This is a genomic window from Streptomyces sp. NPDC107521 (genome assembly GCF_055598485.1).
Genome location: NZ_JBVKAT010000004.1, coordinates 182,162 through 196,727, shown reverse-complemented (window position 1 = coordinate 196,727; position 14,566 = coordinate 182,162). Strand labels below are relative to the sequence as shown.

Here is a 14,566-nt window from a genome sequence, read left to right as displayed (position 1 = left end):
CCCGCTCCCCGGAGCCGGAACCATGCTCCGAACCAGGCCCGTCGAGAAGCCCGGGACCCCCTGCCGGATTCGAACCGGTGCCCCTGAGAAGCCTGTTGACCGGCGTGTGCTCCGAACCGGTCGCGCCGCGCCCGGGAGCGCCCGAACCGCGCCACGGCTCGGACACCGGCGGGCTCAGGGCACCGTCCGGATTCCGCCCCCGGGGCGGGCGGACCGCAGGGCTCTGTGCCGCCGCCTCGGGGCCGGGGCCCCCGGCGGCGAAGCCCTCGGCCCCGGGGCCCTCCCCCCGCGGAGTCGCCGTTCCGGCCGAAGCCGCCACCGCGGCGGCGCCGTTGGCCGAGGCGGCCTCCTTGTCCCAGGGCAGCCGGAAGGCGTCCGCCAGCGCCTCGCGCACCTCACGGGCCCGCGCGTCGCCATGGGGAGCACCGCCCCGGAGACCGCCGCCCCGGTGTCCGGGTCCGGCGGCCGTACGGCGGGAACGCCGCCCCCGCCCCGCTTCCGCCGCGTCCTTCTCCGCCGACGCCTTCCGCCGGGCCTCCCGCAACGCCTCGCGCGCCGCGTCCCCGGGGCGGCCGCCCCGCGCCCCGACGACCGGGGCGGGTACGGCGGTGCGGTGGTCCGCCGGTGCCCCGGCGGCTTCGGCCTCCGCACCGGGCGCCGGGCGCGACCCCGCCCCGCCCGCCACCGCATCGGCATCGGCATCGGCATCGGCGACAGGCGAAGACGCCCTGGTCGGCTCCGTCCCGTCGGTGATCCCCTCGGTCGCCGCCCCGGCCCCCGGCCCGCCCCGCGCGACCGAGGCTCCGGCCCCGCCGTCGCCAACGGCCGGGGACCGCAGGCCCTCCGTGCCGACCGCGGCGCCGCGCACGGCACCGGTCCCATGGACGGATCCCGCGCCACCGGTCCCCCGGGCCCGGTCCGCGCCGGTCCGCGCCCCCTCCGGATCGGGTGCGGCGGCCGGAACGTCCTCGCGGTCGGCCGGGGACGGCGCGGCCGCTACCGCCATCGCCGCATCGCCGGACGGCCCGGCGCCGGCGTCGGCACCCGCGTCGGGGCCGGGCATCCGCTGGGCGCCACGAGCACGGCGCAGGGCCGCGCGGGCCGCGTCGGCCGGACGCCGCGCGTCGGGACGCACGGACCCGGACGACGCCCCGGGCGCCTCCGCCTCCGGCCGGGCCGGTGTCCCCGGCTCCTCCGACTCCTCGCCACCGGCCTGCGTCAACGCGTCACGATCCGCCGGGGCGATCGGAGGGGACGGCGGCGGAGCCGACGGGGGCGGTGCCTCCCCCCGCGCCGCGCGCAGGGCCGCACGGGCGGCGTCGGCCGGGCGGGGGGTCATGACGGCCTCCGCAGGGACACCAGATCGGTCAGCTCGCGGTCGGTCAGCTCGGTGAGCGCGGACTCGCCGGTGCCGAGGACGGCGTCGGCCAGGGCCCGCTTGGCTTCGAGCATCTCGGCGATGCGGTCCTCCACCGTGCCCTCGGTGATGAGGCGGTGGACCTGCACCGGCTGGGTCTGGCCGATGCGGTAGGCACGGTCGGTGGCCTGCTCCTCGACGGCCGGGTTCCACCAGCGGTCGACGTGCACGACATGGCCCGCGCGGGTGAGGTTGAGGCCGGTTCCCGCGGCCTTGAGGGACAGGACCAGCACGGGGGTCGCCCCGCTCTGGAAGCGGTCCACCATGCGCTCCCGCTCCGCCACCGGCGTACCGCCGTGCAGCAGGTCGACGGGGACCGCGCGGGCGGTCAGGTGCGCGGTGATCAGCCGGGCCATGCCGACGTACTGGGTGAAGACCAGGACCGAGCCGTCCTCCGCGAGCACCGTGTCCAACAGCTCGTCCAGCAGGGCGAGTTTGCCCGAGCGGGCGGCCGTGCTCTCCCCCGCGGCCCCGGCCGCCGCTCCCTTGCCGTGCGCCTCCTTGAGGAACAGCGCCGGGTGGTCGCAGATCTGCTTGAGCGAGGTGAGGAGTTTCAGCACCAGGCCCCGGCGGGCGATGCCCCCGGCCGTCTCGATGGCGAGCATCGACTCGCGGACCACCGCCTCGTACAGCGCCACCTGCTCGCGGGTGAGCGGGACCGGGTGGTCCGTCTCGGTCTTCGGCGGCAGCTCGGGCACGATGCCGGGGTCGGACTTCCGGCGGCGCAGCAGGAAGGGGCGGATCAGCCGGGCGAGCCGCTCCACGGCCTCCCCGTCCTCGCCGTTCTCCACGGCACGGGCGTGCCGGGCGCGGAAGGACTTGAGGGGGCCGAGCAGACCGGGGGTCGTCCAGTCGAGCAGGGCCCACAGCTCGGAGAGGTTGTTCTCGACCGGGGTGCCGCTGAGCGCGACCCGCGCGGGCGACGGGATGGTGCGCAGGGCCCTGGCGGTGGCGGAGTGGGGGTTCTTGACGTGCTGCGCCTCGTCGGCGACGACCATGCCCCAGCCCCGTTCGGCCAGGTCGGACGCGGCGGACCGCATGGTGCCGTAGGTGGTGAGGACGAAGCCGCCGTCCGGGCCGTCCAGGGAGCGGTCGGCGCCGTGGAAGCGGCGGACGGGCACGCCGGGGGCGAAGCGGGTGATCTCCCGCTGCCAGTTGCCCAGCAGGGAGGCGGGGCAGACCACGAGGGTGGGCTCGGTCCGCGCCCGCTTCAGGTGCAGCGCGATGACGGTGACCGTCTTGCCCAGCCCCATGTCGTCGGCGAGGCAGCCGCCGAGGCCGAGGGAGGTCATCAGCTCCAGCCAGGCCAGCCCGCGCAGCTGGTAGTCGCGCAGCGTCGCGCGCAGGCCGGGGGGCGGCTCGGCGGGCCGGACGCCCGCCGTCAGCCGGTCGCGCAGGGCGGCCAGGGCGCCCTCGGGCACCACCTCGACCGTCTCTCCGTCGGTCTCGGCGCTGCCGGTGAGGGCGACGGCCAGGGCGTCGACCGGGTCGAGCAGGCCGAGGTCGCGCCTGCGGGCCCGGCGGACCAGCTCGGGATCGACCAGGACCCACCGGTCGCGCAGCCGCACGACCGGCCGGTGGGCCTCGGCCAGGGTGTCCATCTCGGCCTCGGTGAGCGGGTCGCCGCCGAGCGCCAGCTGCCAGCGGAAGCTCAGCAGGTCGGTGCTCTCGAAGAAGCCGGTGCCGTCGGTGGCGGAGCCGGGTGCGGGGCGCACGACGGCGGCCGCGGTGAGGTCCTGGGCCAGGTCCCGGGGCCAGTGCACGGCGACCCCGGCCGCGGCGAGGCGGGTGGCCGCCACGCCGAGCAGATCGACGACCTCCGGTGCGGACAGGCTCAGCACGTCCGGCACGTCCTGCTCGGTGAGCCGGTCCAGCGGCGGCCAGGTCCGGGCGGCCCGGCGCACCGCGAGGGCGGTGTCCACCCGGGCGCGGGGGCCGAAGGCGGCGTCGGCGGCGCCCGACCAGAGGTCGGCGGCGTCGGCCACCAGCGTGGGGTCGGCGAGGCTGTGCACCTGGACGACGGCCGCCCCGGCGCCGCGCGCGGCGGCGCCCCCGCCCGCCGCGTCCCGGCGCTCGGCCTCCCCGTCGAAGACGTCGTACGCGGAGAGGTCGAGGCGGAGCGAGATCCGCACGCCCGCGTCCATGCCGGCGGCGACCTCCGCGGCCCAGTCCCGCGCGCCGGGCAGGCGGTGGGCCCCGGGCCCGGCGAAGGGGCGCCCGCAGGCGTGGGGGGCGGCGGGGGTGCGGGGCAGGGTGTCCGCGACGGCGTCGAGGAAGGACCGCATCAGCGCCTCCGGCTCCGGCAGCCGGATCGGCCCGGGGCCGGCCAGCGGCACGGCGTGGCCCTCCGGGGGCAGGGCGGCGGCGACCGCGCGCAGATGCGCCAGGTCCTCCGGGTCCAGCGGCCCGGCGCGCCAGGCGTCGTGGCCGTCGGGCGTCAGGCCGGGCAGCAGCCGCCCGCGCGCCGTCAGCCGCAGGGCGTGCAGCGCGGCGGCGCCCCAGCAGGCGGTGGCCGGGTGCGCGGCCGGATCGCGGCGGGCGCGCACCAGCAGGGGCAGCGCCTCGGCGACGGGCAGGGAGAGCGCGGGGGTGGTCCGGCGCCGTACGGAGGAGCCGTGCGGGCGGACGACGGTGATCTCCCCGTCCCCGGCGGGCGGGCCGGGGGCGTCCGCCGGGTCCCAGAAGGCGATCCGGCCGTCGCGCGGGAGCGGGGCGGGCAGGAACACGGCGGCGAGCCCGGGCGGCACGGACTCCGCGGCCGGGGCGCCGCCCGCCGCCCGCTCCGCCGCGCGCGCGGGACGGTGCCCGTGGCCGCGCCCGGCCGCCGCGCCCGCCGCCCGGCCGGTGGCGTCCGTCCCGGTCACCGCCATGTCCCGCATACGTTGTGTCACCTCCCGGCCCTCCGTCGGATCAGTCGTCTCCGACTCTACGGGCGGGGTCCGACAACCGGCCCCGACGGCCTCCGGGAGCGGCGGGGGCAGCGGGGCGCTCCGGGGCGTGGAGACGGCCGGGGCGGCCGGACCTTCCGGGGAGTGCCGGGCGTGCCGGGGGGGCACCGGGCCTGCCGGGTGGGACGGCGCCGTCAGGACCGCGACGACATCCCGAACCCTCCGGAGAAGGGCCTGCCCGGAGGCGCTTCCGCGCCCGCCCCGGACGACCACCCGGGCCGCCCTGTACCCCGCCGTCCCCGCCGTCCCCGCCGTCCCCGCCGTCCGGGGGCGGGTATCACCGTCCGGAGTCCGGCGTCACCGCCCGGTGGGCCCCACCGCCGCCGGACGCCGACGCCTCCGGCACCGCACGGCGATCCCGCGCCGCACGGTCTCCGCACCGCCGCACCCGCTCACGGCACCGTGTGAGAGACCACGTAGACCATCGGATAGTCCGGGTCGGCCATGTTCACGACGATGTCCTGGGTGGGCCGAGGGTTCTCCTGGACGTGGGCCAGTCCCCACCAGTCGCCCGGACCGTCGAACTCCCACCCGGCCACCTCCCGGGCGCGGTCGTTGACGGCGATCACGCCCTCGTCCAGGGCGTCCCGTCCGACGCCCACCCCGGCGAGGAAGGCGTCCAGCCCGGCGGCGGTCGTCTCGAACTGGACGTAGAGGCGGCTGGTGCGCCAGTTGTTCGTCTCGTAGTGGGCGACCTCTTCGGACGGCACCGGGACGGGCACCTCGTAGATGCGCCGCTGGAGCTTCGACGGCCAGCCCTCGGTCAGGCCGGTGGCGGCGTACTTCGCCTCCTTGTCCCGCCCGCTGCTGCGGCTCTGGTTGGCGGAGATCACCAGATAGCCGGCCGGGACGCCGATCAGCAGCACGATGGTCAGCAGGGTGAGCGCGCGGCGGCGGATCATGTGCCGCCGGTCCTCCGGCGGGCGCTCCGCCCGGGGCGCGCCGGGCGTGTCCGGGGTGTCCCGGGTGCCGGTGGCGTCCGCGCCGTCCGGGGGCCCGTGCGGGTCCTCGTCCCGGGGCGCGGCCCCGGACTGCTGCGGCAGCCCGTTCCGGCGGCCGGTCGAGCCCGTCACAGCGACTCCCGGGCCGTGTCGCGGGCCTCCGCGTACCGCTCGTAGCGCTCATGGCGTTCCACCCGGCGCCGTTTGGCGCGGCGGAAGCGGCGGGCGACCAGCCGGGCCAGGTCGGCGGCGCCGACCATGCCGGCCTCGGGGCCGAGCTGGGCGCGGACGATCCGGGCCTCGGGGCGGTAGCCGCGCCCGGTGAGCTGGCGCTTGAAGGCGTCCCGCGCGGGGCCGATCAGCAGGTCGTCGGCCGCGCTGACGCCGCCGCCGATCACGAAGCAGGAGGGGTCGAGGGCCGCGGCGAGGTTGGCGATGCCGACGCCGAGCCACTGGCCGATGTCCTGGAGCAGCTCGACGCACATGGCGTCGCCGCCCCGGGCCAGCTCGGTGATCATCGGGCCGGTGATGTCGCCGGTGTTCCCTCTGACGTGCTCGATGATCCCGTACGCCACCGGGGAGTCGGCGGCGGCCAGCTCGCGGGCCTCCCGCACCAGGGCGTTGCCGGAGCTGTACTGCTCCCAGCAGCCCCGGTTGCCGCAGGGGCAGCGGTGTCCGCCGGGGACGACCTGCATGTGGCCGAACTCTCCCGCGACCCCGTACTTGCCGCGCTTGACCCGGCCGTCCTCCAGGATCGCGCCGCCGATGCCGGTGCCCAGGGTGATCATGACGAGGTGGTCCTCGTCGCGTCCGGCGCCGAAGCGCCACTCGGCCCAGGCGGCGGCGTTGGCGTCGTTGTCGACGAGCACGGGGACGGCGAGGCGGCCCGCGAGGCGGTCGCGCAGCGGTTCGTTGCGCCAGGAGAGGTGGGGGGCGAACAGGACCCGGTTGCGGTCGGCGTCGACCCAGCCGGCCGCGCCGATGCCGACGGCGTGCACGTCGTGCCGGTCGGAGAGGTCGAGCACCAGCTCGACGATGGTGTCCTCGACGACCCGGGGGCTCTTGGACTTGTCCGGGGTCTCCGCGCGCAGCTTCTCCAGGATGTTGCCGTCGGCGTCCACGACGCCCGCCATGACCTTGGTGCCGCCGATGTCGATGCCGACGGTCGGCACCCGGGGGGCGGAGAGGTGTGAGCGGCGTTCCCTGGTGCCCACGGTGCGCAGGACCGGGGCGCGGCGGGAACCGATGGGGGCGGTGAGGTCGCGATAGGTGCTCATCGGGTGCGATTGTGCCGCACGGAGGTGTCCGGGGCCGAACGCTTCCCCTGCCGGGGCGGGGTGGACCGGCCGCCCGGCGCGGACGCGTCGGGCGGGGCCGCGGGCATGCCGGCGCGGGGCGCGCGGTCCCCCGCGCACCCCGGTTTTCCGGCCCTCCCGGAAGGCCCCGCCGACCGTCCCGGAGGGCCACGCCGACCGTTCCGCCGCGGCCTCAGTCCTCCCGCTGGAGCTCGTGGCGCAGGGCGTCCAGTTCCGAGCCGCCCGCCATCTGGCGGGTCAGTTCGTCCAGGGTGATGTCGTCGCGTTCGTGGTTGCCGACCATGGTGCCGCGCTTCAGCAGGACGAAGCGGTCGCCCACCAGATAGGCGTGGTGCGGGTTGTGGGTGATCAGGACGACGCCCAGGCCCTGGTCGCGGGCGGCGGACACGTACTTCAGGACGACGCCGGACTGCTTGACGCCGAGCGCGGCCGTGGGCTCGTCGAGGACGAGGACCTTCGCGCCGAAGTGCACCGCGCGGGCGATGGCCACGCACTGGCGTTCGCCGCCGGAGAGGGTGCCGATGGGCTGGTCGACGTCGCGCAGGTCGATGCCCATGCGCAGCAGTTCCGCGTGGGTGGTGCGGCGCATGTGGTCGACGTCGAGCCGCCGGAACGGGCCGACACCCCGGCGCGGCTCGGAGCCGAGGAAGAAGTTCCGCCAGACCGGCATGAGCGGGACCACGGCGAGGTCCTGGTAGACGGTGGCGATGCCCCGGTCCAGGGCCTCGCGCGGGGAGCCGAGGCGGGTCTCCTCCCCGTCGAGGGCGAGGGTGCCGCCGTCGTGCCGGTGCAGCCCCGCGATGATCTTGATGAGGGTGGACTTGCCCGCGCCGTTGTCGCCCAGGACACAGGTGATCTCCCCGGCGTGGACGGTGAGGGACACCCCCTCCAGGGCGCGGACGTGGCCGTAGTGCTTGCTGACGTCGGTCAGTTCCACGAGGGGCGTACGGCCGTCGGTGCGCTGCGTCATGCGGTGGCCTCCGCCCGCTTGCGGACCCAGGCGTTGAGCAGGGTCGCGAGGAGCAGCATCGCTCCGAGGAAGAACTTGAACCAGTCCGGGTTCCACTCCGCGAAGACGATGCCCTTGCTGGTCATGCCGAAGATGAGGGCGCCGACCGCCGAGCCGACGGCGCTGCCGTAACCGCCGGTGATCAGGCAGCCGCCGATGACGGCGGCGATGATGTAGATCAGCTCGTTGCCGACGCCCTCGCCGGACTGGACGACGTCGTACGAGAAGAGCAGGTGCTGGCCGGAGATCCAGGCGCCGAGGCCGACGCCCATGTAGAGGCCGACCTTGGTGCGGGTCACGGGGACGCCGACCGCGCGGGCGGCCTCCTTGTCGCCGCCGACGGCGAAGATCCAGTTCCCGGCGCGGGTGCGCAGCAGGATCCAGCTCGCGACGGCGACCAGGGCGAGCCACCAGAGGATGGTGACCTTGAAGCCGACACCGCCGACGGTGAGCGTGGAGGCGAACACGTCGCGGGCGGCGGGGAAGCCCTCCATGTCGGCGATGGACTTGGTGGAGACGGTGCCGCCGACGAGCTTGGTGAGGCCCAGGTTCACGCCGGTCAGCATCAGGAAGGTGCCGAGCGTGATGATGAAGCTGGGCAGCCCGGTGCGGGTGAGCATCAGGCCGTTGAAGGCGCCGATGGCGAGGGTGACCAGCAGCGAGACGCCGACGCCGACCCAGACGTTGGCGGTCATCTGGTAGCTGGACATCGACGAGACCAGCGCCGACGAGGTCACCAGGACGCCCGCGGACAGGTCGAACTCGCCGCCGATCATCAGCAGCGCCACGGGCACCGCCATGATGCCGATGGTGGAGGCGGCGTAGAGGACGGTGGCGAGACTGGCGGGGCGCAGGAAGCCGTCGGCGAAGACCACGAAGAAGGCGAAGACGGCGACGGCGCCGACGACGGAGCCCAGCTCGGGGCGGCCCAGCAGTCTGCGCAGCGGGGCGGCGTGGGGCGCGGTCCGCCCCCCGGTGTCCCGCACCGGCGCGGGGGCGCTCATCGGGTGCCCCGCTCCGTGTGGTCGGCGAGGGCGGCGGCGTCGTCCTCGCTGACGATCTGGGGGCCGGTGAGGACCGGGCGCCCGCCGCCGAGGACGTCCGCGTTGTACTTGTACAGCCAGAGCAGGTCGACGGCCTCGTAGCCCTGGAGGTAGGGCTGCTGGTCGACGGCGAAGCCCAGGGCGCCGGACCGGAGCCCGGCGACGACCTTGGCGTTGAGGTCGAAGGTGTCGATCTCGGCCTTGCTGCCCGCGCCCTCGCGGGCCTTGACGGCGGTGTCGGCGTAGGGCGCGCCGAGGGTGACGACGGCGTCGACGGACCGGTCGCTCTGGAGCTTGGCCTCGATGGCGGACTGGGTGTCGGGCATGTTGGTGCCGTTGACGTAGAGCCGCTGGAGGGTGCCGTCGAAGCTCTTCTCGACGCCGTCGCAGCGCTGCTCGTGACCGACGTTGCCCTGTTCGTGCAGGACGCACACGGCCCGCTCGCGGCCCCGGGCGTTGAGCTCCTCGCCGACCGCCTCGCCGGCGACGGTCTCGTCCTGGCCGATGTGGGTGAGGGCGCCGAACTCCCTGGACTCCTCGGAGCCGGAGTTCACGGTGATCACGGGGATGCCGGCCTTCCGGGCGCGGTCGAGGGCGGACCTCATCGCGTCGGGCTTGGCGAGGGTGACGATGATCCCGTCGACCTTCTTGTCGACGGCCGCGTCGACGAGCTGGGCCTGCTGCTGGGCCTCGTCGTCGTGGGAGTACAGGAAGTTGATGTTGTCCTTGACGGCGGCCTGTTCGGCGCCGCTCTGGACGATGTCCCAGAAGGTGTCGCCATCGCCCGAGTGGGTGATCATGGCGAAGGTCCAGCGGGGGGTGTCCACCGCCGCCCGTCCCTGGGCCGCCGCCGCCCTGCGGGCGTCCTCGGCGCGCTTGCCGCCGGTGCTGCTGCACCCGGCCAGGGACAGCGTCAGCGCCCCTGCCAGTGCGATGCCCGCCCATGTCCGAAAACGTGCCACGAGGCCGTGCCCCTTCTTGCCGTGCCGTGCCGTGCCGCCGGGTGCCGGGACCCGGTCGGCGTGGGGTCCCGGTGCCGGGCGGAGCCGGTCGCGGGAAATCCCGAACGCTCCATTCTCCGACACCGGAACCTGTGGTTCCGCCCAGGGGAGCACCGACGGGTCATATTGTCCGGACATTGAGACGAACCTCCACGGTGCGCGGGGCCGCCGTCCGGGACCGCGGCCCGGGGGCCGGACCCGGGGCCCGGGAGCCGGGGCGCCGGGGCGGGGGCCCGGGAGCCGGGGCGCCGGGGCGGGGGCCGGGACGGGACGGGCTCTGGCGGACGGGCGGGTCAGGGCCGTACGAGGAGCTGGAACTCGAAGGAGTAGCGGGAGGGCCGGTACAGGTGCGTGCCGAACTCGACGGCGCGTCCGGTGTCGTCGTAGGTGGTGCGCCGCATGGTGAGCAGGGGGGCGCCCTCCGGTTCGTCCAGCCGCTCGGCCTCGGCCGGGGCGGCGGCTCGGGCGCCGATGGACTGGCGGGCGCTGTGCAGGGTGATCCCGGCGCCGCGCAGCAGGCGGTAGAGGCCGGTGGCGCGCAGTTGCCCGGTGTCCAGGTCGAGGAGGCCGGGGGGCAGGTGGTTGCAGAGGTAGGCGACCGGCTCGCCGTGCGCCAGGCGCAGCCGTTCCAGGCGGTGCACATCGCCGCCCTCGGGGACGCCCAGGGCGGCGGCGACCTCGGCGGTGGCGTCGACGACGGTGTTGACCAGCACGTTCGTGGAGGGGCGGCGGCCGGCGGCGGCCAGGTCGTCGTAGAGGCTGCTCAGCTCCAGCGGGCGTTTGACCTGGCTGTGCACCACCTGGGTGCCGACGCCGCGGCGGCGCACCAGGAGGCCCTTGTCGACGAGGGACTGGATCGCCTGGCGGACGGTGGGGCGGGACAGGCCGAGCCGCGCGGCCAGGTCGATCTCGTTGCCCAGGAGGCTGCCGGGGGTCAGGGCGCCGTGTTCGATCGCCGCCTCCAACCGCTGCGCGAGCTGGAAGTACAGCGGGACCGGACTGCTGCGGTCCACTCGGAGGTCGAGCGCTGCCGTCGGGTCCACGGTTGGTTTCGGCACCCGCCGAGCGTAGCCCCACGCCCTGTTGACGGGAAGTCGTGCAGTCCGGTTGTCCGGACATACACATTGACAGCGGCCCGGCTGTGAGCCCACTTTGTTTCCATGCGCATCGGGGTCATCGGTACGGGCCGGATCGGCACCGTCCACGCCAACACGCTCAGCCGTCACCGCGACGTCGGGTCCCTGATCCTGACCGACGCCGACCGGTCGCGCGCGCAGGAACTGGCGCACCGGCTGGGCGAGACGGCGGCACCGGGCGTGGACGAGATCTTCCACTGGGGCGTCGACGCGGTGGTGATCACGACGGCCACCTCGGCCCACGCCGAGCTGATCGGGCGGGCGGCGCGCTCGGGGCTGCCGGTGTTCTGCGAGAAGCCCGTCGCGGCCGACCTGGCGGGCACGCTGCACGCCCTCGACGAGGTGGCCGCCGCCGGCACGATCCTCCAGATGGGCTTCCAGCGGCGCTTCGACAGGGGCTACGCGGGGGCGCGGGAGGCGGTGCGGTCGGGGCGGCTCGGCCGGCTGCACACCGTGCGGGCGGTCACCAGCGACCAGGCACCGCCGCCGCCCGCCTACCTGGCCCAGTCCGGCGGCCTCTTCCGGGACACCCTGATCCACGACTTCGACGCCCTGCGCTGGATCACCGGGCGGGAGGTCACCGACGTGTACGCCGCCGGGTCCGACGGCGGGCCGGGGATGTTCCGGGAGTCGGACGACGTGGACACCGGGGCGGCGCTGCTGACGCTGGACGACGGCACGCTGGCGACGGTCACCTCGACCCGGCTGCACGGGGCGGGGTACGACGTCCGCATGGAGCTGGCCGGGGAGCTGGACCAGATCGTCGTGGGGCTGGACGACCGCACGCCGATCGCGTCGACCGAGCCGACCGGGCCCCCGGCGGCGGACAAGCCGTGGACGGGGTTCCTGGAGCGCTTCGGCCCGGCGTACGAGGCGGAACTGACCGCGTTCGTGGAGCTGGTACGGGGCGAGCGGGACAACCCGTGCGACGGACACGCGGCGCTCCAGGCCCTGCGGATCGCGGAGGCGTGCGAGATGTCGCGGCGCGAACGCCGGCCGGTACGGCTGGCGGAGGTGCCGGGGGCGGCGGGCGCGGCGTTACGCGACTGAGCGCCGGGGCGCGCGGGACGCGGGGCCGGGCGGAGCCCCGGGGCGGCGGCCCCGCGCGGTCGCGGCGGGCGCGGTAGTGCGGGCGGGGGTTCCCGGCGGCGGTGTACGGCGGAGGCGTCCGGTCCGGCGGCCCGGGAGGCTTCGCGATGCCCGTGGGTGCGTCGCGGGTGTCCGGGGACTGCTTGGGGCTTCCGGGGCACGGTCCGGCGGGCGGTGTCCGGCGGGCCCGACTCTCTGCCGGAGTGGTCCATGATCCGGGCCGTGTCGCACGGCGGTGTCCGGCGGGGCGGAAGGGCCGCGGCGGACAGGACGGCGACGGCGGACGGGGACGGGAGGACCGTGGCGGCGGACGGGACCGTGGCGGGTGGGGGCGCCGGTGAGTGGGCCGAATCCTTTCCGTGTCCCCGTGCCTCTCATGGGGGAACGGACGAACCGCGTCCGTCACGTGTCCCCTGGGGAGGACCCATGAGCACCACCACCGCCGTCATCACCGCGGTGGCCGCCGCGCTGCTGCTGTGCGCGTGCGCCGTCACCCTGCTGCGCCGCCGGGGGCGGCGGCGTGGCTGACCGCACCTGGCCCGACGCGCCCCTGGTCACCGCGGCGCAGGGCGGCGACTCCGAGGCGCTGGCCACGCTCGTCCACGGCTCCTACCCGCACGTCCACCGGTTCGCGCACTCGCTGTGCGCCACCCCGCAGGACGCCGAGGACGCCGCGCAGGAGGCGCTGATCATCCTCTACCGGAAGATCGGCATGCTGCGCGCCTCCGGGGCGCTGGCCTCGTGGATGTTCCGGATCGTCCGCAACGAGTGCCTGCGCCGGGCCCGCGCGCTGCGCCCGCGCGGGCCGTCCGCGGAACCCGGTGCCGCCGGGGGCACCGCGCCCTCCGCCGAGGAGGACGTCCTGCTGCGGCTGGAGGCGGAACGGGTCGCCGACGCCGTCGCCGCCCTCCCCGACGACCAGCGGCGCGTGCTGGTCATGCGCGACATCCAGGGCCTGCCCGGCCGGACGGTCGCGGACCGGCTCGGGCTCAGCACCGCCGCGATGAAGTCCCGGCTGCACCGGGCGCGGCGGACGGTGCGGGAGACGCTGGGCGAGGAGAGCGGCGGGAGGGGAGCAACCGGTGACGGCATCTGATCCCGGCCCGGCGGACGGCACCGCCCGGCCCGGTGCTTCCGGGTCCCGCACCGCCACGTTCCGTCCGGCCCCGGCCCGCGCCGCCGGGTCCCGCGACGGGCGGTCCCGCGCCGGGCGTCCGGCGGCCGGCGGCTTCGGAAGTGCCTCGGTGCCGCGTCATCTGGCCCGTGGCGCCCTCGGGTTCGGCGCGCTCGCCGGCGGGCTGGCGCTGCTGCCCGCCGTCGGCCCGGTGAGTCTGCTGCTCGTGCCGGTCGGCGTGGTCGCGCTGCGCGGCTGCCCGATGTGCTGGACCCTCGGCCTCGTCGAGACGGTGTCGGCCGGTCGCCTGCGCCGGTCCTGCGCGGACGGGAGGTGCGGGCTGGAGCGGGCGGGAGAGACGGCCAAACCGCCCGGGGAGGAGCGGCGGGCGGGGGTCTGACCCGGGACGCGCGGCAGGGGCCCACCGAAGCGGGGCGGGGCGGGCCCGCTCGGCCGGGTCGGCCCGCTCGGCCCGGTCGGCCCGGTGATGGGAGGCGGGGCGGGGCGGTCCGGGGCGGGCCCGCCCCGCCCGGGGCCGGGCGAGGTCCCGTGCCGGTCCGTCCCGCCCGCCGGGAGCGCCCGCCGTACGTCCTCGTCGTCAGCGGGCGGTGCCGTGCGGGCCCTCGTCGTGCGGGGTGCCGTCGAGGAGACCGGCGTCGTGGACGAGGAGGGCGATCTGGACGCGGTTGTCCAGGCCGAGCTTGGCCAGGACGCGGGAGACATGGGTCTTCACCGTGGCGACGCTCATGAACAGCTCACCCGCGATCCCGGCGTTGGCGAGGCCCCGGCCGACCGCCACGGCGACCTCGCGCTCGCGCTCGTTGAGCGCGGCCATGCGCTCCCGGGCGTGCTCGCGGCGGGTGTCGGCCGCGCTCCCGGCCACCCGCTCCATCAGCCGCCGGGTCACGGCGGGCGACAGCACGGGGTCCCCGGCCGCGACCCGGCGCACCGCCTCGATGATCTCGGCGGGCGGGGTGTCCTTGAGGACGAACCCGGCGGCTCCGGCGCGCAGGGCGCGCAGCACCTGCTCGTCGGCGTGGAAGGTGGTGAGCACGATCACCTGCGGCGCGTCCGCGCGCGCCCGCAGCCGTTCGGTGGCGGTCAGTCCGTCCACCGCAGGCATGCGGATGTCCATGAGGACCACGTCGGGCCGGGTGCGGTCGACGAGTGCCCCGACCTCGTGGCCGTCGGCTGCCTCCCCGACCACCTCGATGTCGTCGGCGCCGCCCAGCATGAAGGACAGCCCGGCCCGCACGAGGGGGTCGTCGTCGACGAGCAGGAGTCTGATCGCGTTCATGGCCCCAACGTAATCACGGCGGGCGGACGGCCGTTGGCGGGAGGGCCGGGACGACCGGCCCGATCGGCGGGACGACGGGAACGGCCCGGTCGGCCGGAACGGTGGCAACGCTCCGGTCGTCGGGAACGGTCGGCACCCGCGAGGCGGCCCGGTCGACGGGACGGCGCGGAACCAGACGCCGGACGCCGGGGTCGGCCGAGGCCGGAGGGAGCCGAGCGGGCCGGGTGGCCGACGGCCGGTCAGTCGCGGAGCCCG

11 protein-coding genes are annotated in these 14,566 nt (G+C 76.3%); 3 read left to right on the top strand and 8 right to left on the bottom strand.

Features of this window, described 5'->3' with window-relative positions; genetic code table 11:
- Nucleotides 1-1,335 precede the first annotated feature (1,335 nt).
- The 7 genes from ACZ7LB_RS08765 to ACZ7LB_RS08735 form a co-directional block, all read right to left on the bottom strand.
- Nucleotides 1,336-4,296, bottom strand: coding sequence for an SNF2-related protein (locus tag ACZ7LB_RS08765; RefSeq protein ID WP_471466629.1), 2,961 nt, complete (start codon nt 4,294-4,296; stop codon nt 1,336-1,338).
- A 461-nt stretch (nt 4,297-4,757) separates the two neighbouring features.
- Complete coding sequence (locus ACZ7LB_RS08760; RefSeq protein ID WP_471466627.1) at nt 4,758-5,267, bottom strand: sugar kinase; 510 nt, start codon at nt 5,265-5,267, stop codon at nt 4,758-4,760.
- Between the two features lie 167 nt (nt 5,268-5,434).
- Nucleotides 5,435-6,583 (bottom strand): ROK family glucokinase, encoded by a 1,149-nt coding sequence (locus tag ACZ7LB_RS08755; protein WP_471466377.1) that lies wholly within the window; start codon nt 6,581-6,583, stop codon nt 5,435-5,437.
- A 211-nt stretch (nt 6,584-6,794) separates the two neighbouring features.
- On the bottom strand, nt 6,795-7,592 hold the full coding sequence (locus ACZ7LB_RS08750) for an ATP-binding cassette domain-containing protein (RefSeq protein WP_471466375.1): 798 nt from the start codon (nt 7,590-7,592) through the stop codon (nt 6,795-6,797).
- Entirely contained in the window at nt 7,589-8,635 is a 1,047-nt protein-coding gene (locus ACZ7LB_RS08745; protein ID WP_471466374.1) for an ABC transporter permease, read from the bottom strand. Before ACZ7LB_RS08745 ends, ACZ7LB_RS08750 begins: the two co-directional genes overlap by 4 nt.
- Nucleotides 8,632-9,636 carry a sugar ABC transporter substrate-binding protein gene (locus tag ACZ7LB_RS08740; protein WP_471466373.1) on the bottom strand — a complete coding sequence of 335 codons (1,005 nt, stop codon included), beginning with the start codon at nt 9,634-9,636 and terminating at the stop codon, nt 8,632-8,634. Before ACZ7LB_RS08740 ends, ACZ7LB_RS08745 begins: the two co-directional genes overlap by 4 nt.
- A gap of 332 nt (nt 9,637-9,968) precedes the next feature.
- Nucleotides 9,969-10,718, bottom strand: a complete 750-nt coding sequence (locus ACZ7LB_RS08735) for a GntR family transcriptional regulator (RefSeq protein ID WP_471466625.1) — start codon at nt 10,716-10,718, stop codon at nt 9,969-9,971.
- Between the two features lie 117 nt (nt 10,719-10,835).
- Between ACZ7LB_RS08735 and ACZ7LB_RS08730 the strand changes: the two genes are divergently transcribed.
- The 3 genes from ACZ7LB_RS08730 to ACZ7LB_RS08720 all read left to right on the top strand — a co-directional run bounded on the left by ACZ7LB_RS08730 (nt 10,836) and on the right by ACZ7LB_RS08720 (nt 13,414).
- On the top strand, nt 10,836-11,861 hold the full coding sequence (locus ACZ7LB_RS08730) for a Gfo/Idh/MocA family protein (RefSeq protein ID WP_471466371.1): 1,026 nt from the start codon (nt 10,836-10,838) through the stop codon (nt 11,859-11,861).
- A 559-nt stretch (nt 11,862-12,420) separates the two neighbouring features.
- Entirely contained in the window at nt 12,421-12,996 is a 576-nt protein-coding gene (locus ACZ7LB_RS08725) for an RNA polymerase sigma factor (protein WP_471466370.1), read from the top strand.
- Nucleotides 12,997-13,144: 148 nt separating this feature from the next.
- The gene (locus ACZ7LB_RS08720; RefSeq protein ID WP_471466368.1) at nt 13,145-13,414 is read left to right on the top strand and encodes a hypothetical protein; all 270 of its coding nucleotides are present in this window, start codon (nt 13,145-13,147) and stop codon (nt 13,412-13,414) included.
- A gap of 198 nt (nt 13,415-13,612) precedes the next feature.
- Here the strand turns inward: ACZ7LB_RS08720 and ACZ7LB_RS08715 are convergent, their stop codons facing one another.
- Nucleotides 13,613-14,311 carry a response regulator gene (locus tag ACZ7LB_RS08715; protein ID WP_471466366.1) on the bottom strand — a complete coding sequence of 233 codons (699 nt, stop codon included), beginning with the start codon at nt 14,309-14,311 and terminating at the stop codon, nt 13,613-13,615.
- Nucleotides 14,312-14,566 lie beyond the last annotated feature (255 nt).